The following is a 26,012-nucleotide window of genomic DNA, read 5'->3' on the forward strand; positions in this document are numbered from 1 at the left end:
AAATAAATGATAAGGCAATTGATAAAGAACCTGTCGTCTTTAATCTTTAATGGTTAGGCAATAAAGGTATCTTTAAAACCTCAAATCATATTGAAATATTAATCAGCTGTGGGCGCGGCGTTATCGACTGGCTGAGGCTGACGAGCCGTGCCCGCCGGTAGTATATTGATGGCCGTATTGTTGGACTCAATGGTAGACGCCACGGGCGGCCGCGTTTTATCAAACAACACCTGCTCGAACGCTGGAAGTGCCGTCTCCATAAGGCTACCAACGGCCATTTGCGGCTCCGATGGTTCAAATCCCATGGCATTTTCGCGCTCATGAACACGCACTCTTGCATCCTTGAAAGCGGCTTCAAAACTGGTATTGTTTCGCAGACTCTCAGCAAAGAACGCTTGCCCAAAATACGTCATTTCAGCAGTATTGGTACATCCGAACGATGGCTTATCAGCAGCAGAGGCGGTAATCACCACGGTGGTTGGAGAGGCCAAATCATCAATAAACGAGCCTGAATAACAAGCCGACACCACAATCACACGCCAGCGAATGCCGGAAGCATCTAACGCTTCCCGTAACCATGCAGCATCTAGATTATCCATCGCCAGTGGCGGATTGGCCAGTTGAACGATGTCTGTATTGCCGTGTGATGATAAAGTAAGAAATAGCACGTCCTCGTCCGCATTCATCTGCTGACCAATTCTTTTTAGGCCACGCAGAATACTGGTCTTGGTTGCGATTGGCTCATCAAGCCAGCTATAGGTATTATTAATCAGGGACAAAGAATGACCGCTGGTGCCAAAACGCACATCAAATAACTCGCGCACTTTATTAATCTCCGAACGAAAAACATCCTGTCCAGAGAATCCTGCCACACCCATAAAATACCAGTCCGTCCTGCCCGAGACGCTCGGGTCAATGCTATTTAAAGCTTGCTGCAACAATCGGGGCTGCTCATAAAAGGCCGCTTCTTCTAATACAGGCTCTACAGGGATTTGTTTAAAAATTGGCTGATCCGCGACATTACGTTGCCAAATCGTCAAGAGCGCCACCGCGCCGACCAGTACAATGATTCGCTCCCACCAGGGTATCCGCAGGCGACGCGAAAAAATCCACAATAACGCCAGCGTCTGCCATAAAAACAGCACCAAAAACAAAATCGGTAGAAACGAATAACTCCAATCAGGCAGCCAGCCGTAACTGCCTAACAATTGCATCAAGCTTTGTAGTAACGCTGATAATGTGTCGGCAACCAACCATAAGACCACGGGCACAAACAGTAGCGACTGATTGCCCGCGCGCCGTGCCAAAATAATGCCGCCCAATAAAATAATCATGGGCCAAATCAAATAGCTGACCAACCCTTGCTCATTAAAGAGACTGCCGCTCTCAGCGGCTAGCCATGAAAAAAGCACATTGCTGCCAAGCGCTAATAGCGCAAATACAGCAAACTGAATAAAGGTCGGCTTCACCCAAGAAAACGCGCGGGTTGAGCCAACTAGCATCCACAAGGTGGCGATAATATTGGCAGCGAAATTGAGTGAAAAGCGCTGAAGGGATACGGTTTTTAAAGACGCAAGTGACAAAGACTTAGACCTCTATCCAGTCAAAAAAATAAAGTGAGCCAACGATCAATGCCGTAACGTTATAGCCGCTTAATGTCATTAATTTATAACTTTTGCATGGCATACAGACATCAATTTTATATTTAATTCACTAGGAAATGGTGATAAATAGCGAATGACACAAACCAACAGTCTAGCTCGCTAATCTATCGCGATTGTAACGGATTGTCGGTTAAGACGATAAGGCTGATTTGTAAAATTTACGAAAACTCAGACAAAAAAAAGAAGACCTTGTAGCCAAGATCTCCTTTTTGATGCAATGCAATATATTATCTCATTAATAGCTCATTGACACGCTTTAAATAAGCCGCTGGATCTTCTAATTGTCCACCATCAGCGAGCAATGCTTGGTCAAAAATCACTTGCGCCAAATCATCGAACTGCTCACTGCTTTCTAACTTTTTGATTAGTGGATGATCAGGGTTAACCTCAAGTGTGGGTTTGCTCTCTGGTACATCCTGCCCCATTTGCTTGAGCATTTGGATCATTTGCGGTGATAACTCACCTTCGCCAACCACCAAGCACGCTGGGCTGTCAACCAGGCGCGTTGACACTTTCACGTCTTTAGCACGCTCGCCCAACGCCGTTTTTAACTTATCAACGACTGGCTTTAAGGTTTCTTGTGCCTTCTCTGCTTCCGCTTTTTCGGTCTCATCTTGCAAGTCGCCCAAATCTACCGCGCCTTTGGCGATGTTCTGTAGCGGCGTTTCATCAAACTGGGTCAAGAAGTTCATCGCCCATTCGTCAACGCGGCTGGTCATCAAGATAACTTCAATGCCTTTTTTCTTAAATAGCTCAAGCTGCGGGCTATTTTTTGCCGCTGCCAAGTTATCCGCTGTCAGATAATAGATGGCTTTTTGGCCCTCGACCATACGACCTTTATAATCTTCAAAGCTGGTTTTAAGGCCATCTTGTGTGCTGGTCGCATAACGCAGCAATTTGGCAATACGCTCTTGATTGCCCATGTCTTCGCCAAGACCTTCTTTGATCACATCGCCAAACTCTGCGTAGAACTCAGCGAATTTTTCTTGCTTATCGCTGTCTTCGCTATTGGCCAAGCTTGATAACAAGGTCAAAATACGGCGTGCATTACCATCACGAATGGATTTTACATCACGCGACTCTTGTAACAGCTCACGGCTGACGTTCAATGGCAAGTCTGCTGAATCGATCACGCCTTTCACAAAACGCAAGTACATCGGTAGCAGCTGCTCAGCTTCGTCCATAATAAAAACACGTTTGACATACAGCTTTAGACCGTGCTGCTGCTCGCGCGTGTATAGATCGACAGGCGCTTTTTTGGGGATATATAGCAATTGCGTATATTGTACGCGACCTTCAACACGGTTGTGCGTCCAAGTTAGCGGCGCATCCATGTCATAGGTGATGTTTTTGTAGAAATCGACATACTCGTCATCTTCCACTTCAGACGCTGCGCGTGTCCATAGCGCGCTGGCTTTATTGATGGTTTCCCACTCATCGGTCAGTACCATCTCGCCGCCCGCTGGCGTGTCGTCATTCTCGTCATCGACGACGTCTTCTTGCCAAATTTCTTTACGCATTTGAATCGGCAAGCTGATATGGTCTGAATATTTATTCACCAAACGCTTGATTCGAGCGCGATCAAGATAGCTGTCTTCGCCCTCGCTATATTCTTCTTTTAGATGCAAAGTAATGGCGGTGCCACGCGCGGCTTTATTGATCGGCTCAACGGTAAAGCTACCTGTCCCATCTGATACCCAGCGCACGCCTTTGTCCGCAGGCTCGCCCGCTTTACGTGATTCCACACTGATGGTATCGGCCACAATAAAACCTGAATAAAAACCAACACCAAACTGTCCGATCAATTGACCGTCTTGTTTTTGTGATTCAGACAGTTTGTCCAAAAATGCTTTGGTGCCTGATTTGGCAATTGTACCCAAGTTTTCAATCGCATCGGTTTCATTCATGCCGATACCATTATCGGTAAAGGTAATGGTTTTGGCCTCTTCATCGACGGCGATACGGATACGCAGTTCACCATCATTTTCATAAAGGCTGTCATCATTGGTGGCTTCAAAGCGCAATTTGTCGCACGCATCAGAAGCGTTAGACACCAGCTCACGGACGAAAATATCGGCATTAGAATATAGCGAATGCGTCACTAGATGCAGCAACTGCGCCACTTCTGCCTCAAAGGTGTGTTTTTTTAATTCTGGATTTAGACCTTCAGCTTGAGTTGCTTCACTCATAAAAAACTCCTTTAATGGTGTTAGAAAATTATTCTAAGATAGCGGTGATTCTATTGAAACGTACTAAAACGGCTATGATAAACCGCCGTTTTGAATATTACTAAGCTGCTTATACTAATAGGGGCGTAGCAAAAAATTTCAAGCGTCACTATCTGTTTAGCATTCATTTTTTTAAACTGACGGACCACAACCTTTGAACGCTTTAGCACATACGATGTCTATAACGACCACACCTCAACTTGACCTACTTTTCAATATCGAGGTTACCAGTTAAAAGCACCATTATTATATCGCGCAATTTTGTTCCAGTTTTTTTTTACATAGGTTTGTATAATAAAAAGACAGTAAGCGGCAGGAGAGCAGATACGTGAAGCAACTCAATCAGTTTCGATACATTAAAGACAATGCATCCAATCAATTTACTTTACTTGATGCAAAAATGAGTGATTTTTCGTATTCGAAACACGCGCATGAGGAGTATTCAATCGGTGTGACGCTCAAAGGACGCCAAGATTTTTTTTGTCAAAATGCCTTTCATAGAAGTCCTGCTGGCGGCGTGATTGTTTTTAGTCCAGACGAGGTGCACGATGGTCACTCTGGCATAGGCGAGCAGTTAGAGTACGTCATGTTATACGTACATCCAAACGAGTTGCAGCCTTTGTTTCAAGCCCTCGGACACCAAACCAATGAAACGCCCAGACTCAAAAGCACGTTGCTGGCTGATGCCGCGCTTGCTCGCTACGTGCTGCTGCTCAAACAAATGATTAGCTACCATCAATCAAGCGCCATCGAGACCGAGCAAGTTCTGTTTAATATTGCTCACTCATTACTTAGGCATTCAGGCCGTACAGTCGATACCTTTAACTTATCTTCTCGCAAAGACAGCTTATTGATACGAGCAAAAGATTATATCTGGGCAAACCTTGCGGAGGATCTCTCGATTGATGCGATAGCAGCAGCGGCCAACATGTCCAAATATCATTTTATTCGACTGTTCAATCAGCAGTTTGGGCTGACGCCGTACCAGTATGTCATCAACTGCCGCGTCAATCTGGCAAGGCAATATATCGAACTGGGTTTTGCAGCTTCCCGCGTCGCGCTTGATGCAGGTTTTTCTGACAACAGTCATCTAAACAGACATTTCAAACGCGTGTTTGGCATCACCATCAAACAGTATCAACGCCAACTCTCTTTATAGCTCTTTTTTGGACATCTTTATGTTAGAAATATTCTTATATGCCATTGGTATTATGTATAGTCCTGGGCCTGTCAACTTGCTTGGCTTAAAAAGCGGTATGGACAATAAGGTACAGTCTCACATTGGGTTTTTCCTTGGGGTTGGCAGCGCTATGCTGATTCTATTTTTGGTCTTAGGCTATGCAGGATTAACATTCATACCAGCAAGCGCCCTCCCTTTTATCAGTACGGCAGGCTGCCTTTATATTCTATATATTGCTGTCAAAATTGCCTTTGCCAATGTGACATTAGGACAAGAACAGACGTCCAAAAAATCTTTATCGTATGCCAATGGCTTATTTATACAACTGCTCAATCCTAAAGGGCTTGCCGCCACGCTGCCTATTACTACCATACAATTCCCAGCAGCGAATATATCGGGCAGTGCTATTTTTTATATTTCTTTTATTTTAGCAATCCTAGCAGTTGGTGCACCAGCAAGCTATGCCCTACTAGGACGTACCATTGGGAGTCGCATTGAAAACCCTAAATATTTTAAATGGTTTAATCTTGTTATGGCAGGACTGCTGGTATTTGTCGCAATCGATATCGCGCATAAGCAGCTTTTTATTTAAGACACGTACCATAATAATATTATTTGTTATGGCTATAGTACAGACTTGTCTTGTGTTTCTTCTTGCCGCTGTAATAGATATATATTATCTGTAATGATTTAAGTGAGCTGTAAAATCAAGGAGTTGTAAGATAACTCTGTTTACCAATTGAAAGGAAAAGTAATGAAAACCATCAACCTTAAAGAAAAGCTAGCTTTATTCTCAAGTCACTAGGACCCGCATGTCTTAGCAGATTATAATCAGAATGAAGTGATGGTAGTAAAATTCCAAGGAGAGTATTCTTTTCATAAGCACGAAGATACGGATGACTTTTTTTATGTGCTAGAAGGTGAGATGTTCATGGATATTGAAGGAGAATCTTCCCGCCTTGTCAAAGCTGGAGAATTGTTCATAGTCCCAAAAGGCGTATCACACCGACCAAGAGCTGAGCATGAGGTAAAGGTTTTGTTGATTGAACCCAAAGGCGAACCGAATTCTGGCAACTCAGATAGAGAAGCTTCACTTAAGCCAAGAATTTAAGGTTTGTAAAAATATTTTTTGATAAAAACTTTAGCATCTTTGATTTTTTTGGACACTCAATTGGAGTTTCAGTCGCATCAACGATGATGACTGTCCAATTGATGTGGTACAGCGTTCAATACTCACGCCACAATACGTAAGCGCTAGTAGTATTTTTTCTTCAAGACTAAGCATGCTTGGTCTACCTGATTTAGTCTTTCGCGCTCCCCGGTACTGCATATCACTAAGCATTTGATGCAAAGGATTACGTATTGAGCATAAAGAGACATATTATTAGGGAGTATAAGGTTTGTTTAAATTAATAAAAAATAGCAAAGAGGCATTATTTTTCTGTCTTGTATCTGCATTGTCCTTCGTATTAATGTCTGAAGCAGTAGAAAGTATCGATCCCATTACCTCAACATTTATTACTTTTAGTATTTCTCTACTATTTTTCGCTTTATTAAATTTCAGGAAAATAGGCGAAATTTTTAATATTTTCGTGGCGAGAAAAAAAGACTTTGGTGTAATAAACTTCTCTACTTTGGTTAATACTTTATCAGCATTTGTTGTGATGCAATACGTACCACCAATAACATACGTCATTGTATTTTTTTCTAGCATCCCTTTATTCACTAATTTATTAAGTCTTAAAATTGATAAAGTCCTTATTAAACAAATTGCTGTGGTTGTTATATCGTTAGGAATAGCAGCAATGGTGTCTAATAGCAATACAAATGCACTATTATTAGGTATTTCGTTAACGTTGTTATCTTCGGCGTTTGCAGCTATATATATGAAAAAAACTTCTGAGCTTCATAAGAAAACAGAGATTCAAACGTCTCAAGTGTTAGCTGCACGATTTATTCTAGTGGCCATAGTATGTGGCTGCTACAGTATATACAAGGGAACTTATACCCAAGTTTCAACAGATAATATGCTGTTGTTTATATATATAGCTTTAACCAGTAGCATTATTCCACTGTTCTTACTACAGTCTTCAATTAAAAAAATTGGCTCAAGTCAGACCTCTAACTTTATGCCGTTAATACCAATACTATGTTTTGTATTGATGGCATTGTCTGATAGCTATACCGTGACTATTAAAGAACTTGTACTTGTCATCATATTAACAATTATTTTATTGCTCAGTAATGTAAAAGGTAAAATTTATAGACTTAAAGAAAAAAATATTGATTAAATAATTAGGACGTTTTAAATACCGCTAAGCTGCTTATACTAATAGGGGCGCGCTAAAAAATTTCAAGCGTTAAGATCTGTATTCAATAAAAAACACCGCGCTTGTCTACCAAGGCGGTGTTCTAGTATCACTCATTTGCTTATACAAGCGTCAAAGCATAAGCAGCTATTCTGAATAAACTTCTATCAATAACTCCCAGATAGTCGTCAGTTTTTTTGAAAAACCAATATGTGTTTTCATCGTAACCTCTATGTCGATTGGCATTGTCTTGTTAGGTACTATTACAACCAATTTTCAGATATTTGTATAATTAATTGATTACAACATATCGTTTCGTTTTTTAAAATTAACAGCTAAATAATGGCTTATTTTTAACGAGGCATCGGTCGAATGGTCAGAATCTGCTCACTACGACCAAAAGGGCCATGTGTGTCATGCAGCACGGCACTGGTTAAGCCAATGCCGTCATCGCCATATTGCTGCACTGCCTCTAATCCCAGCCAGCGACCTTGCGGCGCGCGGTGCATATGGATTTGTAAGTCGGTATTAGGAAACATCCATTCCAGTTTTGACAAACCAAGACCAACCCGTGGCACCACACCGTTGGCGGTATCCACCATACCCAACAGATGCACTAGATCGCTCGTAGGCATGCCTTCGATCATCTCGACATCATTGGTGATCCAAATCATACCGCGACCAGGGCGACGCTGCTCGTCTGTCACCAAACGCACGCTTTCAATAAATCCACCCGGCCAGCCTTTCATACCCTCCCACGCTGGTAAATCCTCAGGTTGACGCACCGCTTGTTGATCCTCAAGCCCTGCAATCGCGCTGGTATCTTGCGTTATCAGTCGCCACGCTCGGGCAATGATCGCATCGCGACCACGGCTGCTCATAACTGCCTCAATCAACTCAATGGTCTTGCCCGGTCGAATACAGCGTGTGGTCACGGTAAAGTCATCAAGCGGTATCAGCCCCAAAATATCAAGGCTGATGCGCGCGATGCGCATGTTAGCTTGCGGTGCATAGTTATTTAGCTCAGCCGTAAGTAGGCCTGTCGCTGGCGCCATGTGCTGCTCATGTTCGTTCCAAGCGCCTTGTGCATGATGGGTGGGTTGATAGTGCGCCACACTGACACCATCGTTTTGCTGTTCGCGTTTGATAAAAGTGTAATAAGCTGACATGACCTTCCTTGTTCTTGTACTCAGTTTTGCTCATTGGTTTTATGGGCTAAATTTTGACGGCAATAAGATATGACTGTAAAAAGCACCGTAATTTTGACTCATGAATATCGACTAGCGGGTCAATTCTTGTTTTCTCAAGTTCAAGACATTGCGACTTTTTATAATCACAAACAATAAAAAAACCATAAGGACGACAAGCATCCCATAAAAAGGACGATAGCTCTGCATAAAATGCGCGACATTTAACAGAAGTATTAAAGCAATCAAGCCAATGACAAACATATTTATTTTTAGCTGCTTGTTCACTTCGTCCAAAGTGGCTTCTGCCAGTACAAACTTGGTTTTTTGTTTTTTCATGCTAACTGACCCATCTAGATAATGATAAACACCGATTGCGCTATCTACCCACTTGTTATCTACCCACCTGTGTGACGGGGATACGCAACGCTTTGGGCAGACTAAACGTTACATTTTCCTCAATGCCTGACAGCTCACTCGGCAAATCGCCGCCCCAATCTTGCAACTGTTGTAATACTTCTTGAATCAATACTTCAGGGGCGGACGCACCAGCCGTTACCCCAATACTCTGCACCCCATCGAGCCAACTGCGCTGCATCTCACTGGCATTGTCAATCAGATACGCACGGCAGCTCATACGCTCAGCCAACTCACGCAAACGATTGGAGTTTGACGAGTTTGGCGAACCGACCACTAAGACCACTTCACAGCGACTGGCGAGATCTTTTACCGCATCTTGGCGGTTTTGCGTGGCATAACAGATGTCATCTTTGCGCGGCCCTTGAATGCTGGGAAACTTATCACGTAACGCATCGATGACGCGCGCGGTGTCATCCATGGATAAGGTGGTTTGAGTGACAAATGCCAAACGCTCGGCGTCTTGTACGGTCAGCGCTTTGACATCATTTTCGTCTTCAACAAGATGAATCTGACCGCCATGACGACGATTAAAACGCCCCATGGTGCCTTCAACTTCAGGGTGACCGGCATGACCAATCAATACGGCATCCATACCCTCTTGCGCAAATTTGGCGACTTCGATATGGACTTTGGTAACCAGCGGACAGGTGGCATCAAATACTGTCAAATCACGGCGCTCAGCTTCGTCTTCCACCGCTTTTGATACGCCATGCGCCGAAAAAATCACAATAGAACCGTCTGGGACTTCGTCAAGTTCCTCAACGAACACGGCACCGCGATTTGCCAAGTCGGAAACGACAAACTTATTATGTACCACCTCATGACGAACATAAATGGGTGGCTCAAAACGTGTCAATGCTTCATTCACAATCGCAATCGCACGGTCCACACCAGCACAAAATCCACGTGGGTTGGCAAGATAAATTTGCATAAGCAGGCCTATCATTAGATAATTTATAATTAAAGCTTATTTAAAAAGCTTCCATTCAATCGTTGGGGTAAAAGCAGAGCTCTACTTTAGCATAATTTGCTTTTATTGCCCTTGAAAATACCGAAGTCTTCAATACCAGCATTGTGATATTGTTTTGACATTTTATAAGAAAGCCTTAACATGCCAGCCCCTTGGGTAGAAATGACGTTAATTAAAATAAAAGCGCCAAAAGCAGTTTATAATACCGCATCGACTTCAATTGCTATTGCCATACATGATGGCGTTTTTTATTTTTACCACCCTTTTGTCATTCACTCGCACACTTTTTAGCCTTTGGTTAGGACACACTTTATTAGGACACACTGTATGACAGGTTCATTATTTATTATTACCGCCGCCTCTGGTACCGGCAAGACTTCATTGGTAAAGCAGTTACTTGCCACGACCAATGACTTGACTGTCAGTGTCTCTCATACTACCCGCAAGCCGCGTCCTGGCGAGATTGATGGGCATCATTATCACTTTACTGACGTCGATAGCTTTGTGAGTGCCATCGGTGCACACCAGTTTTTGGAACATGCGGAGGTGTTTGGTAACTATTATGGTACGTCAGAGCAAAGTGTTCGCACGCAGCTAGAAGCTGGCGTTGATGTTATCTTGGAGATTGACTGGCAAGGGGCGCTCCAAGTCAAAAAAATATTCACTGATGCGATAATGATTTTTATTTTGCCGCCAAGTATTGCAACCTTACGTCAGCGCCTATCGACTCGAGGGCAAGACACGATTGAGGTCATCGAGCAACGTCTGGCTGGCGCAGTGACTGAAATGGCGCAGTATGTACATTTTGACTTTGTTATTATCAATGACAATTTCGAAGTCGCGTTGACGGAGCTAAAATCCATTATCGTGGCTGACAGACAGACGCTAAAACGCCAGCAGCAACGTCATCATCGCACTATCAGCAATTTGCTTAGCGATAAACCTGACGAGTAAGCTGGCAAGAGAGTTTCGATTATCCTTGGTCGCTGGTTTGACAAATGAGACCGACAAGTGAATATAGTCAATCCAATATAAAAAAGGCACAGCGAGAATGGGACTTATTTTTTGATGCCTCTGTCGGCGAAGGCACAGCAAGCAAGAAAAATTGGTTCCAGTCTCGCTCTATCCTTTCTTGTATCCACTTTATTTAGAATCAACTATATAAAAAGCCGCTACGCGACTGAGCAAAAAATGCTATAATGTCCAGCTATTCCTTTTTTATATTTTTGATATTATTTTTATTGAGTGATGACGCATCTTCATTATTCATAAAAACAACCGAGGTAGCTATTTATGGCACGAGTGACGATTGAAGATTGTTTAGATAACGTTGATAATCGCTTTGAGTTGATTTTAGTGGCAAGCAAACGCGCTCGTCAGTTGGCCAAAGGTATTGCTGAGCCATTGGTTAGCGTCGATAACGACAAGCCAACGGTATTGGCTTTACGTGAAATTGCGGCAGGCAAAATCACACGCGATATCTTAAACCAGCCAGAGCACCATTTTGCCACCAGCTCGTTAGATTTGGCACTGTCAGGCGATCATAGCTTTTAGTAAAACGCTTTGATAAGGTCTGTTGTATAAGAATGATAAAGCGCACAATTGCTTGATCATTTTCATACATAATGACGATAGAGACCACAGCATAGGCTGTGGTTTTTTGGTTGTAACTGTCTTGTTATGACAGGTTTAGTCACCATTTATAACTTAGAACATACCGCCCGGTAAGAATCTTTAGGTTTTTATAGCGCCTGTTTGCTTAGCAGTTGACATTGAAAGCAATTTACGATTAATTAGAATCTGATCTGTCCATGGTTGGCTTTTTCTGCTTGGGCTTTTGTATAATAGATCAGCACTCAGTCATTATTTATTTATTAACTTCATCGTTATTACTTTCATCGCTCGCTTAGAAGACAGGTCATGAAAAATAGGATCGTTGCTTTATGAGTCAAACCTTACCCAAACTCAGTCATCATCTGGTCGATGAGGCTCAATATAACTTACTGCGTTCAGTAGGTTACCTCACGGCTGCTGAACGCCGTGACATTATTGACGCTTGTGAGTTCGGTGATATGGCGCACATTAAAGACAAGCGTAAATCAGGCGAACCTTATATCACGCATCCCATTGCCGTGGCTGAGATATTGGCAGGATTTCGCCTAGATCGCGATACCATTATTGCCGCGATTTTACATGACACCGTCGAAGATACGGAGGTGAGCGACGAGCAGCTTGAGCAGCGTTATGGCAAAGTTGTATCAAGGCTGGTCGATGGTGTGACCAAGCTCAAATCCTCTTCGCATAATAAGCAACAAAATAAAGCCGCTACGTTTCACAAGATCTTGACCGCGACCTTGGCCGATCCACGCGTCTTGATTATTAAGCTTGCCGACCGACTACACAATATGTCCACGCTTGATGCCGTACGCCCTGAGAAACAGCGCACCACTGCTCAAGAAACCTTAGATTTTTATGTGCCATTTGCCCGCTTGATGGGTCTTAATGACATCGCTGATTATATCGAGGTGCTTTGTTACCGCAACCTTGATTCTGATATGTATAGCAAGATATCTGATAAGCTCTTGCAGCACGGTCTTGGGCGCAACTTTCAAAGAGAAGCCATTCATCGTTATTTGAGTATCGTCCTCAACAACCTAGAATTGAATGGGCTGGTTAAAGTTTTGGACAATCGCGTGGTCATCTACCGTCAATTTTTCCGTAATCGCGGCGAGATCAACGCCCTACTGCGACACTATGCGTTTGAGATTGTTCTTGATAATATCGAAGCCTGTGACAAGCTGGCTTATTATCTGATCAAAAAATATCAAATTGATGACAGTCATATCGCTGACAATATTCGCCGGCCGCTACCCGGCGGCAACCAGTCACTGACCCTCATCTATGAGCGTGACAACGATGTGGTCAAAGTGACTATTTTGACCAAGCAAATGCAAAGCGCGGCACGACTTGGGGTCATTGGCGCAGAGCATGCGTCTGAAGTGAGTCAGTCAGTCATTCAAGCTTCGTTACGCAATATGAAAGAGCTGGTCGATGAGGACAACTTGGATCAAAACAGTCCCGACTTCTCGGCGGCGGTCTCTACTATCAATGAGCTGATGGACTATCTGCACTCTAGTAAGATCATCTGTTACAGTCCGCAAGGTCGCGCCTACGAGTTACCGCAAGGCTCAACAGCGCTTGACTTCGCTTACACGGTTGGACCGATGGTGGGTAACGTAGCGGTTGGTGCCAATATCGATGGTAAGCCGGCAAAACTGGGCACCGTGGTCAAAAACGGACAATCTATTGAGATTGAAGTGAACAGCCACTCAGAACCAAAAGCTGAATGGCTGGGGTTTGTGGCCACCAACAAAGCTCGCGAGGAGATTTTACGCTGGTTTAAAGACTTGTCAATTTCAGACAAGCAGCATCATGGGCAACAAGCATTGGATCGCGCCCTTAAAACGTACCAAAAAAGCTTGGATGACTTGACGGAAAGTGACTGGAAAAACCTTACTGAGTGGCGCGGACTGACAGAAAAAGACGCGTTATTTGAGCAAATTAGCTCTGGTACCTTGTTACCGCAATTGGTGGTCACCCGCTTGTTTAGCGATGAGGTCAACGACATACAGGCGAAAGAGCACAGCGAAGATATGACCCAGCCGCAGCAGCTGATTGTCAACGCCTCAGGTGTGGAGCTGGATTTTGCTAATTGTTGCCATCCGATATATGGCGATCCTATCGTTGGTCATTTATCCCGTCACGGTCTGGTCGCGCATCGACATAAATGTTTCTCTATCGACGACATTCGCAAAGACAATCCTTATCAAGTCATTCAACTGCGCTGGCGCAATGATAAAGCCGTAAAACAAGGCGAATCAGACGAGCATGATGTTAAGAACAACGGTAAAATTCGCTTTCCAGCTTATTTAAAACTGTCTATATCTCTAAGCGATGAGCAAATCACAGAAGTCATCTATCATTTACGTCAGTTAAATATTGGGGTCGAAACGATTGATGTTCGTAACAGTGATACCGTCATCCATGTCATTGTGCGCAGTCGCAACCACTTAGCCCAAGGCATTCGCGATCTACGCTCATTGCTTGGTTTTCCCAACATTATGCGCTTATACCAGTTATAGCAAAAACAGCGGTTTAATCACGTTTTAATAGGCTTAAATCGCTGATTGAGAACTTTTTAGAAAGCCTCAAAATTTAGAAAACCTTAAAATTTAGAAAACCTTAAAATAGTGATAAACTGTTTTTTGATTATGAACCGATACAAACGTTCCGCGTTAAAACCCAAACCAGAAAAATATAAAAAGGACATGATATGACCCGTCAAACCATCCAAACAGACAAAGCACCAGCAGCCGTTGGCACTTATTCACAAGCGGTAAAAGTTGGTAACACCGTCTATATCTCAGGACAGCTTGGTTTTGACCCTGAAACGATGGAATTAAGGGAAGGCTTTGAAGCCCAAGCCAAACAAGTATTTGAAAACATCAAGGCCATCTGTGAAGCAGCTGGTGGCAGTTTAAAAGACGTGGTTAAGTTCAATGTGTCATTGACTGACTTAAATGATTTTGCAGCGTTGAATGAAGTGTTTATGGCCAATTTAAGTGAGCCATATCCTGCCCGTGCAGCCGTGCAAGTTGCCGCTCTACCAAAAGGTGGTGTGGTTGAGATTGAGTCGATTCTTTATATTGAATAACGCTGACATATCAATGCTCAAAGACTTAAGTTAAAACCTTTTATCAAAACAGCTTTTTTTAAAGTAAGCCCAAATAGCCATATTTGGGCTTATTATTATGTCCTTTTCATTATCTACTTATCCAAAGACGCTGGGTGCATTTTATGTTGGTACAAGTTGCTCTGCCCGTCCCCCTTTATCGTGTCTTTGACTATCGCCTACCAGCAGATACAAGCGCTCTGCCAAATGCTATTTCAACACGGATGCCACAAATTGGCACTCGGGTGGAGGTGTCATTTGGGCGTCAGACTTTAATCGGTATCGTCGTGGCTCATCTTTCTGAAGCAGATAGCAGCGTGCCTCTCAATAAGCTAAAACCCATTAATAAATGCTTGGATGCTGACCCAATTTTAGACGATAGTATGTTAACGCTTGCCAATTGGCTTGCCCGTTATTATCACTATCCACTCGGCGATGTCTTAGCTGTTATCCTGCCAAGCTTGGTTCGTCAAGGCAAACCCTTGGATCTGCTGATTACGCATTGGCGAATTTTGCCGCACATCACTGATGATGATTTTCATGCCAATGCCAAAAAGCAAAAGCAGCAGTTTGATATGCTTAAGCTGCATGGCGAGCGCGGCGCTAGCGAAGACGTTTTATTACTGGAGGGAATGCAGCGAAGCTTTCTAAAAACGCTTGAAGAAAAAGGACTTATCGAACGTTATATTGAGTCCAAACAGGCGCCCTCGCCTGTCAAATTGGCAAAAATGCCGCTTGATTTAAATACGGAACAGCAGCTTGCAGTGGACGCGATCATTGCGGCACATGAAGCCCAGCGCTACGAGGGATTTTTATTAAACGGTATCACGGGCAGCGGCAAGACTGAGGTCTATCTGCAAGCGATGCAAACGGTTTTAGAAGCGGGAAAGCAGGTTTTAATTTTAGTACCAGAGATCGGTTTGACACCGCAAACACGCGCGCGCTTTGCCAGTCGCTTTGCCGCCCATATCGTCCTACTGCATTCAGGAATGAACAATACTCACCGCCTACAAGGCTGGCAAGATTGCCGCACCGGTCACGCACAAATCATCATCGGTACGCGCTCAGCGGTGCTGTATCCCTTTGCCAATTTGGGTCTTATTGTTGTCGATGAAGCGCATGACGGCTCATATAAGCAGCAAGATACGCTGCGTTATCATGCCGCCGATGTCGCGCTGTATCGCGGTTTGCAACACCATATACCAGTCGTGCTGGGTACAGCGACTCCTTCTCTTGAACACCTAAAGCTGGTCGATGATGACAAGCTGTCGGAGTACCAACTACTGACGCGACCTGGCAACGCCAAGCCTGCGCCCATGCAGCTCATCGATGCGCGTCTCCAAAGCACCCATCAGCAAAGTACAGACGATGGCGAACGCTATGATACAGGACTAACGGATACGCTGATTGGGGCGATACGGCAGACACTAGAAGCTGGCGATCAAGTATTGATCTTTTTAAACCGTCGCGGTTATGCACCTGTTTTATTGTGCAAAGCGTGCGGCTGGCAAGCTGATTGCCCGCGCTGTGACGCACATTTAACCGTCCATTACGCTAGCCAAGCGCAACAAAACGCTTACTCAAGCCACTCTTATTTGAAATGTCATCACTGTGATTGGCAAGCTTACATTCCCACGGTTTGTCCTGATTGTGGCAGTCAGAATTTAGATGCCAAAGGCATGGGCACCACCAGACTGAGCGAAAACTTACACGCCATTTTTGCCAACCCACAAACCAGTAAAGTCCTTTACCCCATCATTCAAATCGATCGCGATACGACGAGACTAAAAGACAGCTGGGAGAAGATTTATCAGCGTATCAATGAAGGCAAGCCTGCCATCTTAGTCGGTACGCAAATGGTCGCGAAAGGCCATCACTTCCCTAACGTCACCCTAGTTTGTCTACCCAATGCAGATCGCGGGTTTTTATCCGCCGATTTTCGCTCGCCTGAGCATACCGCTCAGTTGATGATACAGGTGGCTGGCCGTGCTGGTCGTGGCGACAAAGCTGGTCGCGTGCTGATACAAACGCTACAGCCTGACAATGAGCTACTGTTAAAGCTGGTCAAAGGTGGTTATCTGTCGTTTGCGCGTGAGTTGCTGCAAGAACGCAAAATGATGGGGTTACCGCCGCACAGCTATGCAGCGCTCATACGCTGCGAAGGCAAAACAATGGCGGCCACCACTCAAGCACTCAAAGACGCGATCGCCCTTTTACCCAGTAATCATAATTTGGCCGTACTTGGGCCTATTGATGCACCGATGAGTAAAAAGAACAGCCGCTATCATGCCCAGCTTCTGCTCTTGGCCAAAGATCGACGGCAGTTGCATCATGTCTTAAGTCAATGGTGGCAGCCTGTGCAGACGTTACCGAGCGCCAAGTATCTCAAGCTTACTTTGGATGTTGACCCTGTTGGCTGGTAGTCTAATAACGATAAACTTATATATTCGATAAAAAGAATAAATAGTATTGTAATGCATACTAGTAAAACATTTTCTGCTTGCGGTGCTGTTATTAACAGGGGTGGCAAAGCATTTATTCCAATCGCGCTGTGTTTTTTATAGTGACCGGACAATTAATGACTATATACTCATTTTTTAATTTTACGCCCCCACTACAACTTCGCATTCTTTGTTATGTTACATTTATAGCCATTGATTAGCCTTAGCTATCGCGACTAAAAGCCCCTCACTACTTTTTATAGAATAAATACAGAGTATCCCATTCCATATCCGTGAATTTGAGTGTTGCTATGACGCCAGAAGATTCAAACGCCCCATCAGATAACCTTACTCATCGGCATGCTACTGATACGCATGACTATACGCACAGTGATCAAAACGATCATATTGAACATGATGATGGTCATGATAAAAATATCGTACCGTCGGTGAATTCAAGAGACACAAAAGGTTATCAACGAACGCTGCTTATCAGCTTTGCTATCATTACTGGCTATATGTTTATTGAAGCCATTGGTGGCTGGCTCACAGGAAGCTTGGCGCTACTGTCTGACGCCGGTCACATGTTAAGCGATGCCATCGCACTTGGCGCGACCTTGATGGCGTTTAAGATTGGCGAAAAAGCCGCCACTCACCAAAAGACGTTTGGCTATAAGCGCTTTGAGATTTTGGTTGCGACCGTGAATGGGGCGACGCTCATTGTCATCGCTCTTATGATTTTTTATGAGGCGATTAAACGCTTTAACTCACCGCCTGAGATTGCCACTCAAGGCATGCTGGTCATCGCAACGATTGGTATGCTGGTCAATATTCTGGTGGCGTGGCTTATGCATAGAAGCCAACATAGCCATGATGAGCATAATCATGATGAACATAGTCATAACCATAGTCATGGACACAACCATGAGCACAGTCGCGGAGCAAATGACGCCAAGTCAGATGATCATAAAGAGGCTAATAATAAAAAGCCTGTCAATCTTAATATGCAAAGTGCTTACTTACACGTATTAAGTGATTTGCTTGGGTCTGTAGCGGCCATTATTGCCGCCTTATTAATGATGGGATTCGGCTGGGTATGGGCTGACGCTGTCGCTTCAGTGATTGTTGCCATACTTATATTATTCAGTGGTTATCGCGTCGTCCGCCATTCCGTCCATATCTTAATGGAAGGCACACCTGCCAATATCTCTTTGGTTGATATCGAACAAAAACTACGGTCTCATGTACAGGTAAAAGCCGTCCATGATCTTCACGTTTGGAGCATCACAAGTGGCTTAAATGCCTTATCTTGCCATATCGTTGTCGCTGGAGACATGAGCATTCACGAATCAAGCATATTGATTACCGATCTTGAGCAAAGACTGCTAGCGTTGGGTATTCATCATGCCACAATTCAGGTCGAGAGCTGGTCGCACCCGCAAATTAAAACGCATAGTAACGCTTTAGTGTGCGATATCTCAGAGCACACCACTGATACCAATAATCATATGGGACATAGTCATTAGAAGTGGCTTCTAAAAATAACCATTAGGAATGATATAAATAAAAATGTACCTATAATAGAAAAAATATTGCATTAAGCCATATCACATTAGTCTTTATCATTGTAATAGCATGTTAAAAACGCTGAAAAAATCAGCCGCGCTGCCATATTTTTACTATAAATTCTGTATACTTAAGGCCTAAACGCTTCATTCATCCTCAATGGTGGCCTTTTATCATGTCTAAACGCTCAGCGCCCTTTGTCGCACCAGACCATATCGAAGACCCTGCGTCAAAGGATGGCAAAAAACACGCCAAAGTCTTGCTATCGACGCTGCAAGAAGACATTGCCAGCTTTCGTCATGAGCAATTTCCACCTGATATTTTACGTCAAATTCGCGACATGCCTATTTATGAAGGCAACTTAGCCGAAGTTCAGGCCTATCAGCAGCGCTGGCAGCCACTACTTGCGCGCGCGTTGGCTTTTTATCCTGCTGCCAATCTGCCGCCTGATTATTTGCCGCTGCCTGCCAGCCTTGAGATACCGCAGTTCATCTATCATGTTCAACGTTTGCATCTGACCAAAACGCGCGCCAAAGAATCTAAAAGCTTTGGCTCGGTCGGTGCTTTGACTGATAAATGCGGTGACTATACGGCGGATGAAATTGCGCGTATGTCAGCCGTATTTGATAATGATGATGAAGCACGTTTGGTGGCGCACCGTGAATTTATTGATCTGCGAGCGTATGTTTTTTGCCGTGATAATAAAGGCGAGATGTTAGAGCCTGAGCGGGTACGCTTTTATCGTACGGGCCTCATCGTACATGCCCTGCCCGATTTTAAGATTGTCGACAGTCGCCAAACCCCGCGTAAACGCCGTAACGATGCTTATAACAACCCACTTGCCGACAATGGCATTTGGAAAATTTACCGTAAAAAATAACTCACCTCGATGCCACATCATGACGTCAACGTGAGCCATTTTACTACTTTGTCAATTTGCTATTTTTTCACTTTATATTGCTTACTTTACTACCACCCTTGAGGATACAAGATGTTCGCTGCCGCCGCCGGCTCACCAAATTTGATGTTACAAGCTACTATTTTCTTGGGCGCAGCGCTGCTCTTTGTTCCACTTGGCAAGCGCTTTGGTATTGCGACAGTATTAGGTTACCTCATTACCGGACTGATATTGGGACCCAGTGCCCTAGATGTGGCAGGCGATGCTGAGAGCTTGTTGCACTTTTCTGAGTTTGGCGTGGTCATGCTGTTATTTATTATCGGACTTGAGCTGCAACCATCGAGATTGTGGGCGCTGCGTCGTTCGATATTTGTACTGGGTGGTCTGCAAGTCGGTTTGACTGGCACACTATTAATGATGCTGTTGCATCACTTTTTCCCGCTACAACTAGACACAGCGTTTATCGTTGGCTTTGGTCTTGCGCTCTCTTCTACCGCTTTTGTGCTACAGATCCTGACTGAAAAACAACAGCTTTCAAGCACCCATGGCCGTGAAGCATTTACGATTTTACTGTTCCAAGATATCGCTGTTATTCCTCTATTGGCTGTTATCCCATTTCTGTCCGGCGTGCGTGAACAAACCTACGATTTGCTTTATTTTGGTAAAGTGTTTGCCGTGTTTGCCGGACTCATTTTTGCCAGTCGTTATATCATCCGGCCATTTTTTAAATTTGTCGCCTCAAGCGGAGCTTCAGAATTACTGACTGCCGTTGCTCTATTTATCGTCATGGGTGTCTCTATCTTGATGGGTCAGATCGGTCTATCGATGGCGCTCGGTGCATTTTTGACCGGCGTACTACTGGCGGATTCTGAGTATCGTCATGAGCTAGAAGCCAGTATCGAGCCTTTTAAAGGGTTACTACTGGGATTGTTCTTTATGTCAGTCGGTATGCTAACCGACGTCAAACTCATTTTAGAAAAACCCGTCTTTATTATTGGCTGTGCCATGGCGCTGATGTTTATCAAATTCGGCGTCATTGCAGCGATTGCTAAAGTATTGGGCAATCGCTGGCCGACCAGTATCAGGTTAGGCGTTACCTTGGCGCAAGGCGGTGAGTTTGCTTTTGTCTTGTTCAGTGTGGCGACAGCGCAAAACGTGCTACGACCAGAGCTTGCTAATACCCTCAACCTCATTGTCACCATTTCTATGGCATTGACGCCACTGGCGTTTTTATTATTAGAAAAAGTGGGCGAACCCCTATTTGCCAAAAGCAAGCCAAGCCGCGAGTACGACACCATTCCAGACCACGAGCATCAGGTCATTATCGCTGGGTTTGGGCGAGTCGGTCAGATCATTGGTCGGGTACTGCGCATGCACAATATCGAATTCACCGCCATTGAACGCTCTGCCAATCGCGTGGATTTCGTGCGCAAATTTGGTAACCAAGTCTATTATGGTGACCCAAAAAACCCTGAGATATTACGTGCCGCGGGCATCAAAAAAGCACGCATCTTTATCCTCGCTATTGATGACTTAGAGCGCTCCATCACCACCGCTCAATATTTGCGTAAAAACTACCCAGACATGATTGTATTGGCCCGCGCTCGTGATCGTCAGCACTATTATCGTTTGCGAGAAGTTGGTGTACGTCACATTTGGCGTGAGACCTATTTGTCGTCGTTAGATATGTCACGTGAATCACTACAGCTGCTCGGTATCTCGCCAGAAAAAGCACGAGAAACAGTACAAACATTCCGTGATTATGATGATGACTTGATTGAGCGTCAACAAGCCATCTATGACGATGAAGCCAGCATGATAGAATCCGCACAATCAGCGATGGCAGAGCTTGAGAGTCTATTTGATGAAGACATTGATAAAGCCCGCAAAATGGACTTGAGCGATTTTTACGATACGTTAAGAAGCCAAGCCGTACCCGTCAAGGATAAAAACGAGCTTGATAATGATATTAAAAAATAAGCGTTCACCTTAGATCGTTGGTACTTTAAGAGATCGTGATTTAAGGCTTTTCACTTTAAGCCTTTTCACTTTAAGGTATGGTCGATCTACGACACTACCACGTGTGGCTGGTACAAATTTTTCTTATCGGCTATGCCGTTGCTGATAGTGAGTATAAAAATTCATCCCAGTCATGCTGACTCTTTTTGTTAATGATCTTACTATATTGTCGCTCTAAAGTATGGTCGTTCTGACTAATCAGCGTTACAGCCTTGAGGCGCGAGCCTTTTATTCAAAGAGCTCACACAGTTCCAATTGTCAGTGCCGGGCAGATGATGAAAGACCAGCGTTTGATCATTTAAGTAGCGTATCGGAAATTTGACGTTTTGAATGGTGGCAATAACGGTACAATCCGTTTCTGCGACACCCGCAGCGTTGGTATCGATATCAATACGTACTTGTTGCGTTCCCATATTTAAAGGCAAGTTAGTGGGACATTGCCCTGTTTGACGATAAGTCAGCGCCACGCGGTTTTGCGCCGTTTTAGCTGTGTCATAGGCATCAAACAGCACCTCATTTGCTTTTGGTTTGGCAATGATGGGTAAAAACTGCATCTTAATCACCATCAACGCGAAGGCAAACAGTCCAAACCCCAAGCCCAAACCAAACAAACTGACTCCGCCTTCTCGGCGCAAATGTGCTTTTTGTGCTGCCTCATCTCGCGGATAGTCATTGATAGCATCGGCAATCTCACGTCGTGCCATCCGATAATAGTAGGCGTCCGTCCAGCGTGCCACCATAAACGACCAAAACAGCCAAATCAATGCAGCAATGCCTATTCGTGTGGCCATTTGATACGCATCTGGAATATAAGACATCGCTACAAACTCAAACATGACCAATATGATGGCAATATTGAGCTGAATAAATGACCACCCTGCTACGCTATATACAATGGCATCCATATAACGTTTACGGTATAGCAGCCAAGGAAAGGTCACAAAAAATGCGGCCCAGTGCCATTTTGGCGACAGATATCCTTGCCGATCAAATTGCTCAAAGCGTTTAAGATAATAGCGCTGAGTGCGATGACCAATAAACCATTGATCCAACTGCTTGCGCTTGGCAGGGGTCAGTTGATCTTGATAGAAGGGTGGCGGCGAATCCGTCTCAATAAATAACATGGCAGTACGCTCGTTTGTCTTAAAAAATTCTCTAGCAACGATTGGGGCGTGTTGCTCATTCAACCATGGCACTGACAGTGCAGATTTGTGAATGGGCAACACGCTCTATTATATGATAACGTCAGAGTTCCTGTATAGGTTAGAGAAATCATAGGCGTAGCAGTAAACTTGCTAAAGTCGGATTGTACGTTCACAGTTGTATAGATTTGACTTATAATGACCCAACCTCACTCACCTATTAAGCCTTATTAATCCTATGAGTTCACATTCTGATATCAATGACAACGCCACTAGTACCCCTACCAGTGATGAGCAAAACCTAAATAGCCCTAACGCAACCATCGACACCCACACCAACATAGACAACAACATAGAAACCAATACGGAAACAGAGCCGAGCTCCGATAAGCACTTGCGCATCGTTAACACCTTCATGAAACGACGCACCCACATGAATAAGAATGCCGAGTTGGCGCTAACAGATCCAGAGTTTGCTGAGTATTTGGTTAATAATAGCTTTGGTGATGGCAACCTAGAAGGTATCGATAACCTGCGGACACTATTTGCTGATAGTCCTAACGGTAGCGAAGCGCCGCTTACCTTGGAGATTGGTTTTGGTCTGGGTGATTCATTCATCGAGATGGCAGCAGCAGAGCCTACACGTAATTTCGTTGGCGTTGAAGTGCATGAGCCGGGTATTGGGAAATGCGCTTACATGGCCGGTACGCAAGGTTTAACCAATGTTAAAATCATCAATGGGGATGCCATTCAACTGCTAAAACAGTTACCAGAAAACCATATCGATCGTATCCAGCTTTATTTCCCTGATCCATGGCAAAAAAAGCGTCACTATAAACGTCGTTTTGTCAGTCCAGAGCGCATGACTATCGTCACGCGGAGCTTAAAGCAAGGCGGCTGGTTTCATACCGCCACCGATTGGGAGCACTATGCTTTTTGGATGGTTGAGGTTTTAGACAATTTTGCAGGTTTAACCAATCAAGCGGGCGCGGGTAATTTTACTGACCGTCCTGACTTTCGTCCAATGACTAAATTTGAGCGACGTGGTTTGGAGCGAGGACATGGCGTGTGGGATTTGATCTACATTAAAGACTGACATTGACGGTGCGTTTTTGATTACCCATTGGGAAGCGGCTAAATTGTTTAGCCGTTTTTTTATGTTTGCGAACTGGTAAATTTTCGCTTTACAAAAGTAACATTAGTATATTCGGCCGCTCTATCCCTTATTCTGCAAGCGATAAACATTTTTATTTAAAAAAATTCACAGTACTGTCATATGTGAAACATAGCGCTTTTTGAGCAATTTTTCGACGTTTATGTCTTGTTAAGCGCTTACTAAAGACATTTTTTCTATATTCCTTGATAACCCTTATCCGCGCAAACATCGATGCTATAAGGGCTAGATGAGTTCTCCCCATAAGCTGTGGATAACCCTGTGTATAAGTCACCACTTGACAAGTTTTTCCCTAGATAACATAAAGGACTAGGTAAAATCGTTCATTTTTTATACAATTTAAAAACCATTGAAAATCAATAACTTAATCCTCATATTTAAGGATAGAAAATAATTTCTATTATTTTTTAAAAATTTTCTTTTAGTTAACCATGTTTCACAATACTAAAATTTAGACATTTTATTCGTTGTGGACAACTCAAAAATCTATTGACAAGCTATGCCATTTTGCTGTTCGAAATTACTCTTTTCTACTAAATAGTTTCATCACATAATCTGCTTTAATCAGGCGACAACCAATGTCGTTTAGCATGATCTGACGCGCTATAATGCTATTGGATTTTGTTATAATTGCCTCATCTAATCGATAGTCTGATAGAAAAGCACTGGTGGTAATGATCAATGGATAATTAAAGCATCAAGAGCAATCCTATCAACTATGAACTTATTTTTACTTTTCGTACAATTCAATTTTACTGTATAGTAGCGTGATATATTAGATATCGCTGACTACACATAGATGTTATTCCCTGTTTTTTAGTCAGACTATTTTATTGTCTTAACCGCTTTTGGTTGCTTGACCGCTTTTTGTTTTTTCACATAAAAGTCTCTACATAATCGTCTGCTCTATCTAACCCGCATTTTTTATAGCAACCATACTCTACTTATAACATAGAAAGTAACAACGCCAAATCCATCATTACAAATAAGGAGTCCAGAATGGACGACAATAAAGCCAAAGCCCTTAAAGCAGCCTTAGGTCAAATTGAAAAGCAATTTGGTAAAAATACGATCATGCACTTGGGTGATGACTCAGCCATTCTTGATGCCGATGTGGTGTCAACGGGTTCATTGGGTTTGGATATTGCCCTTGGCATTGGCGGTCTACCAAAAGGCCGTATCGTTGAGATTTATGGCCCTGAAAGCTCTGGTAAAACCACCATGACCTTGCAAGCCATTGCCGAATGTCAAAAACAAGGCGGTACTTGTGCCTTTATCGATGCCGAGCACGCGCTTGATCCTGTCTATGCGCGCAAACTGGGCGTCAATACAGATGATCTATTGCTCTCACAGCCTGATAACGGCGAACAAGCGCTTGAGATTACTGATATGTTGGTACGCTCTGGTGCCATCGATATGATCGTTATTGACTCAGTCGCTGCGTTGACGCCGCGTGCAGAGATTGAGGGCGAAATGGGTGACTCACACATGGGTCTACAAGCACGTCTGATGAGCCAAGCTTTACGTAAGATCACTGGTAACGCCAAACGTTCGAACTGTATGGTCGTGTTCATTAACCAGATTCGTATGAAAATCGGTGTTATGTTCGGTAGTCCTGAGACCACAACTGGTGGTAATGCGCTTAAATTCTACGCGTCAGTGCGTATGGATATTCGCCGTATTGGTGCGGTCAAAAACGGTGATGAGATCATTGGTAACCAAACGCGCGTCAAGGTCATCAAAAACAAAATGGCACCTCCATTCCGCCAAGCAGAGTTCGAGATTACCTACGGCGAAGGCACCAACCATTTGGCCGAAGTCATTGACTTGGGTGTTGAGATTGGCGCAGTTGGTAAAGCTGGCTCTTGGTATAGCTATGGCGATGAAAAGATCGGTCAAGGTAAAGCCAACTCTGTGCTGTTTTTGAAAGAAAACCCAGCCATTGCTAAAGAGATCGAAGATAAGATTCGTGACGAAAAACTTGGCACCAAAAAGAGTAAAAAGGCTGAAGAATCAGATGAGACTAATGCAGAATTAGCTCCTGAGCCTGTACAATAACCCTTTGATAATTCATTACTATCA

At 43.8% G+C, this 26,012-nt stretch carries 20 protein-coding genes; 14 read left to right on the plus strand and 6 right to left on the minus strand.

What is annotated here, in order from left to right; all coding sequences use genetic code 11:
* Positions 1–98: 98 nt before the first annotated feature.
* Positions 99–1,583, minus strand: a complete 1,485-nt coding sequence (locus AAJP47_RS02640) for a C13 family peptidase (RefSeq protein WP_346716346.1) — start codon at positions 1,581–1,583, stop codon at positions 99–101.
* 308 nt (positions 1,584–1,891) lie between these two features.
* Positions 1,892–3,853 (minus strand): molecular chaperone HtpG, encoded by a 1,962-nt coding sequence (gene htpG, locus AAJP47_RS02645; protein WP_346716347.1) that lies wholly within the window; start codon positions 3,851–3,853, stop codon positions 1,892–1,894.
* A gap of 367 nt (positions 3,854–4,220) precedes the next feature.
* Between htpG and AAJP47_RS02650 the strand changes: the two genes are divergently transcribed.
* The 4 genes from AAJP47_RS02650 to AAJP47_RS02665 all read left to right on the plus strand — a co-directional run bounded on the left by AAJP47_RS02650 (position 4,221) and on the right by AAJP47_RS02665 (position 7,363).
* Entirely contained in the window at positions 4,221–5,051 is an 831-nt protein-coding gene (locus AAJP47_RS02650) for an AraC family transcriptional regulator (protein ID WP_346716348.1), read from the plus strand.
* 19 nt (positions 5,052–5,070) lie between these two features.
* A complete protein-coding gene (locus AAJP47_RS02655; RefSeq protein ID WP_346716349.1) occupies positions 5,071–5,664 on the plus strand; it encodes a LysE family translocator in 594 nt (197 codons plus the stop codon).
* A gap of 252 nt (positions 5,665–5,916) precedes the next feature.
* Positions 5,917–6,183, plus strand: coding sequence for a cupin domain-containing protein (locus AAJP47_RS02660; protein ID WP_346716350.1), 267 nt, complete (start codon positions 5,917–5,919; stop codon positions 6,181–6,183).
* A 289-nt stretch (positions 6,184–6,472) separates the two neighbouring features.
* Positions 6,473–7,363 carry a DMT family transporter gene (locus AAJP47_RS02665; protein ID WP_346716351.1) on the plus strand — a complete coding sequence of 297 codons (891 nt, stop codon included), beginning with the start codon at positions 6,473–6,475 and terminating at the stop codon, positions 7,361–7,363.
* A gap of 371 nt (positions 7,364–7,734) precedes the next feature.
* On the opposite strand, the gene AAJP47_RS02670 is transcribed toward AAJP47_RS02665, so the two are convergent.
* The 3 genes from AAJP47_RS02670 to ispH form a co-directional block, all read right to left on the minus strand.
* Entirely contained in the window at positions 7,735–8,550 is an 816-nt protein-coding gene (locus AAJP47_RS02670) for a thioesterase family protein (protein WP_346716352.1), read from the minus strand.
* A gap of 111 nt (positions 8,551–8,661) precedes the next feature.
* A complete protein-coding gene (locus AAJP47_RS02675) occupies positions 8,662–8,907 on the minus strand; it encodes a hypothetical protein (protein WP_346716353.1) in 246 nt (81 codons plus the stop codon).
* A gap of 55 nt (positions 8,908–8,962) precedes the next feature.
* A complete protein-coding gene (ispH, locus tag AAJP47_RS02680; protein WP_346716354.1) occupies positions 8,963–9,919 on the minus strand; it encodes a 4-hydroxy-3-methylbut-2-enyl diphosphate reductase in 957 nt (318 codons plus the stop codon).
* Positions 9,920–10,285: 366 nt separating this feature from the next.
* Between ispH and gmk the strand changes: the two genes are divergently transcribed.
* The 8 genes from gmk (at position 10,286) to AAJP47_RS02720 (ending at position 21,575) form a co-directional block, all read left to right on the plus strand.
* Positions 10,286–10,912: a guanylate kinase gene (gene gmk / locus AAJP47_RS02685; protein ID WP_346716355.1), complete on the plus strand. Its 627-nt coding sequence runs from the start codon at positions 10,286–10,288 to the stop codon at positions 10,910–10,912.
* A 339-nt stretch (positions 10,913–11,251) separates the two neighbouring features.
* On the plus strand, positions 11,252–11,512 hold the full coding sequence (gene rpoZ, locus AAJP47_RS02690; protein ID WP_062845329.1) for a DNA-directed RNA polymerase subunit omega: 261 nt from the start codon (positions 11,252–11,254) through the stop codon (positions 11,510–11,512).
* Positions 11,513–11,901: 389 nt separating this feature from the next.
* Positions 11,902–14,100 carry a RelA/SpoT family protein gene (locus AAJP47_RS02695; RefSeq protein ID WP_346716356.1) on the plus strand — a complete coding sequence of 733 codons (2,199 nt, stop codon included), beginning with the start codon at positions 11,902–11,904 and terminating at the stop codon, positions 14,098–14,100.
* Between the two features lie 191 nt (positions 14,101–14,291).
* The gene (locus tag AAJP47_RS02700) at positions 14,292–14,672 is read left to right on the plus strand and encodes a RidA family protein (RefSeq protein WP_346716357.1); all 381 of its coding nucleotides are present in this window, start codon (positions 14,292–14,294) and stop codon (positions 14,670–14,672) included.
* 143 nt (positions 14,673–14,815) lie between these two features.
* The gene (locus AAJP47_RS02705) at positions 14,816–17,113 is read left to right on the plus strand and encodes a primosomal protein N' (protein WP_346716358.1); all 2,298 of its coding nucleotides are present in this window, start codon (positions 14,816–14,818) and stop codon (positions 17,111–17,113) included.
* Positions 17,114–17,442: 329 nt separating this feature from the next.
* The gene (locus tag AAJP47_RS02710; RefSeq protein ID WP_346716359.1) at positions 17,443–18,657 is read left to right on the plus strand and encodes a cation diffusion facilitator family transporter; all 1,215 of its coding nucleotides are present in this window, start codon (positions 17,443–17,445) and stop codon (positions 18,655–18,657) included.
* A 215-nt stretch (positions 18,658–18,872) separates the two neighbouring features.
* A complete protein-coding gene (locus AAJP47_RS02715) occupies positions 18,873–19,577 on the plus strand; it encodes a hypothetical protein (protein WP_346716360.1) in 705 nt (234 codons plus the stop codon).
* Between the two features lie 111 nt (positions 19,578–19,688).
* Positions 19,689–21,575 carry a monovalent cation:proton antiporter-2 (CPA2) family protein gene (locus tag AAJP47_RS02720; protein WP_346716361.1) on the plus strand — a complete coding sequence of 629 codons (1,887 nt, stop codon included), beginning with the start codon at positions 19,689–19,691 and terminating at the stop codon, positions 21,573–21,575.
* A 233-nt stretch (positions 21,576–21,808) separates the two neighbouring features.
* Here the strand turns inward: AAJP47_RS02720 and AAJP47_RS02725 are convergent, their stop codons facing one another.
* The gene (locus AAJP47_RS02725) at positions 21,809–22,738 is read right to left on the minus strand and encodes a DUF2628 domain-containing protein (protein ID WP_346716565.1); all 930 of its coding nucleotides are present in this window, start codon (positions 22,736–22,738) and stop codon (positions 21,809–21,811) included.
* Between the two features lie 256 nt (positions 22,739–22,994).
* Between AAJP47_RS02725 and trmB the strand changes: the two genes are divergently transcribed.
* Both trmB and recA read left to right on the plus strand, forming a co-directional pair.
* Entirely contained in the window at positions 22,995–23,852 is an 858-nt protein-coding gene (gene trmB, locus AAJP47_RS02730; protein ID WP_346716362.1) for a tRNA (guanosine(46)-N7)-methyltransferase TrmB, read from the plus strand.
* A gap of 1,077 nt (positions 23,853–24,929) precedes the next feature.
* A complete protein-coding gene (recA, locus tag AAJP47_RS02735; RefSeq protein ID WP_346716363.1) occupies positions 24,930–25,988 on the plus strand; it encodes a recombinase RecA in 1,059 nt (352 codons plus the stop codon).
* Positions 25,989–26,012 lie beyond the last annotated feature (24 nt).

This window comes from Psychrobacter halotolerans (assembly GCF_039680845.1).
Taxonomy (GTDB): Bacteria; Pseudomonadota; Gammaproteobacteria; order Pseudomonadales; family Moraxellaceae; genus Psychrobacter.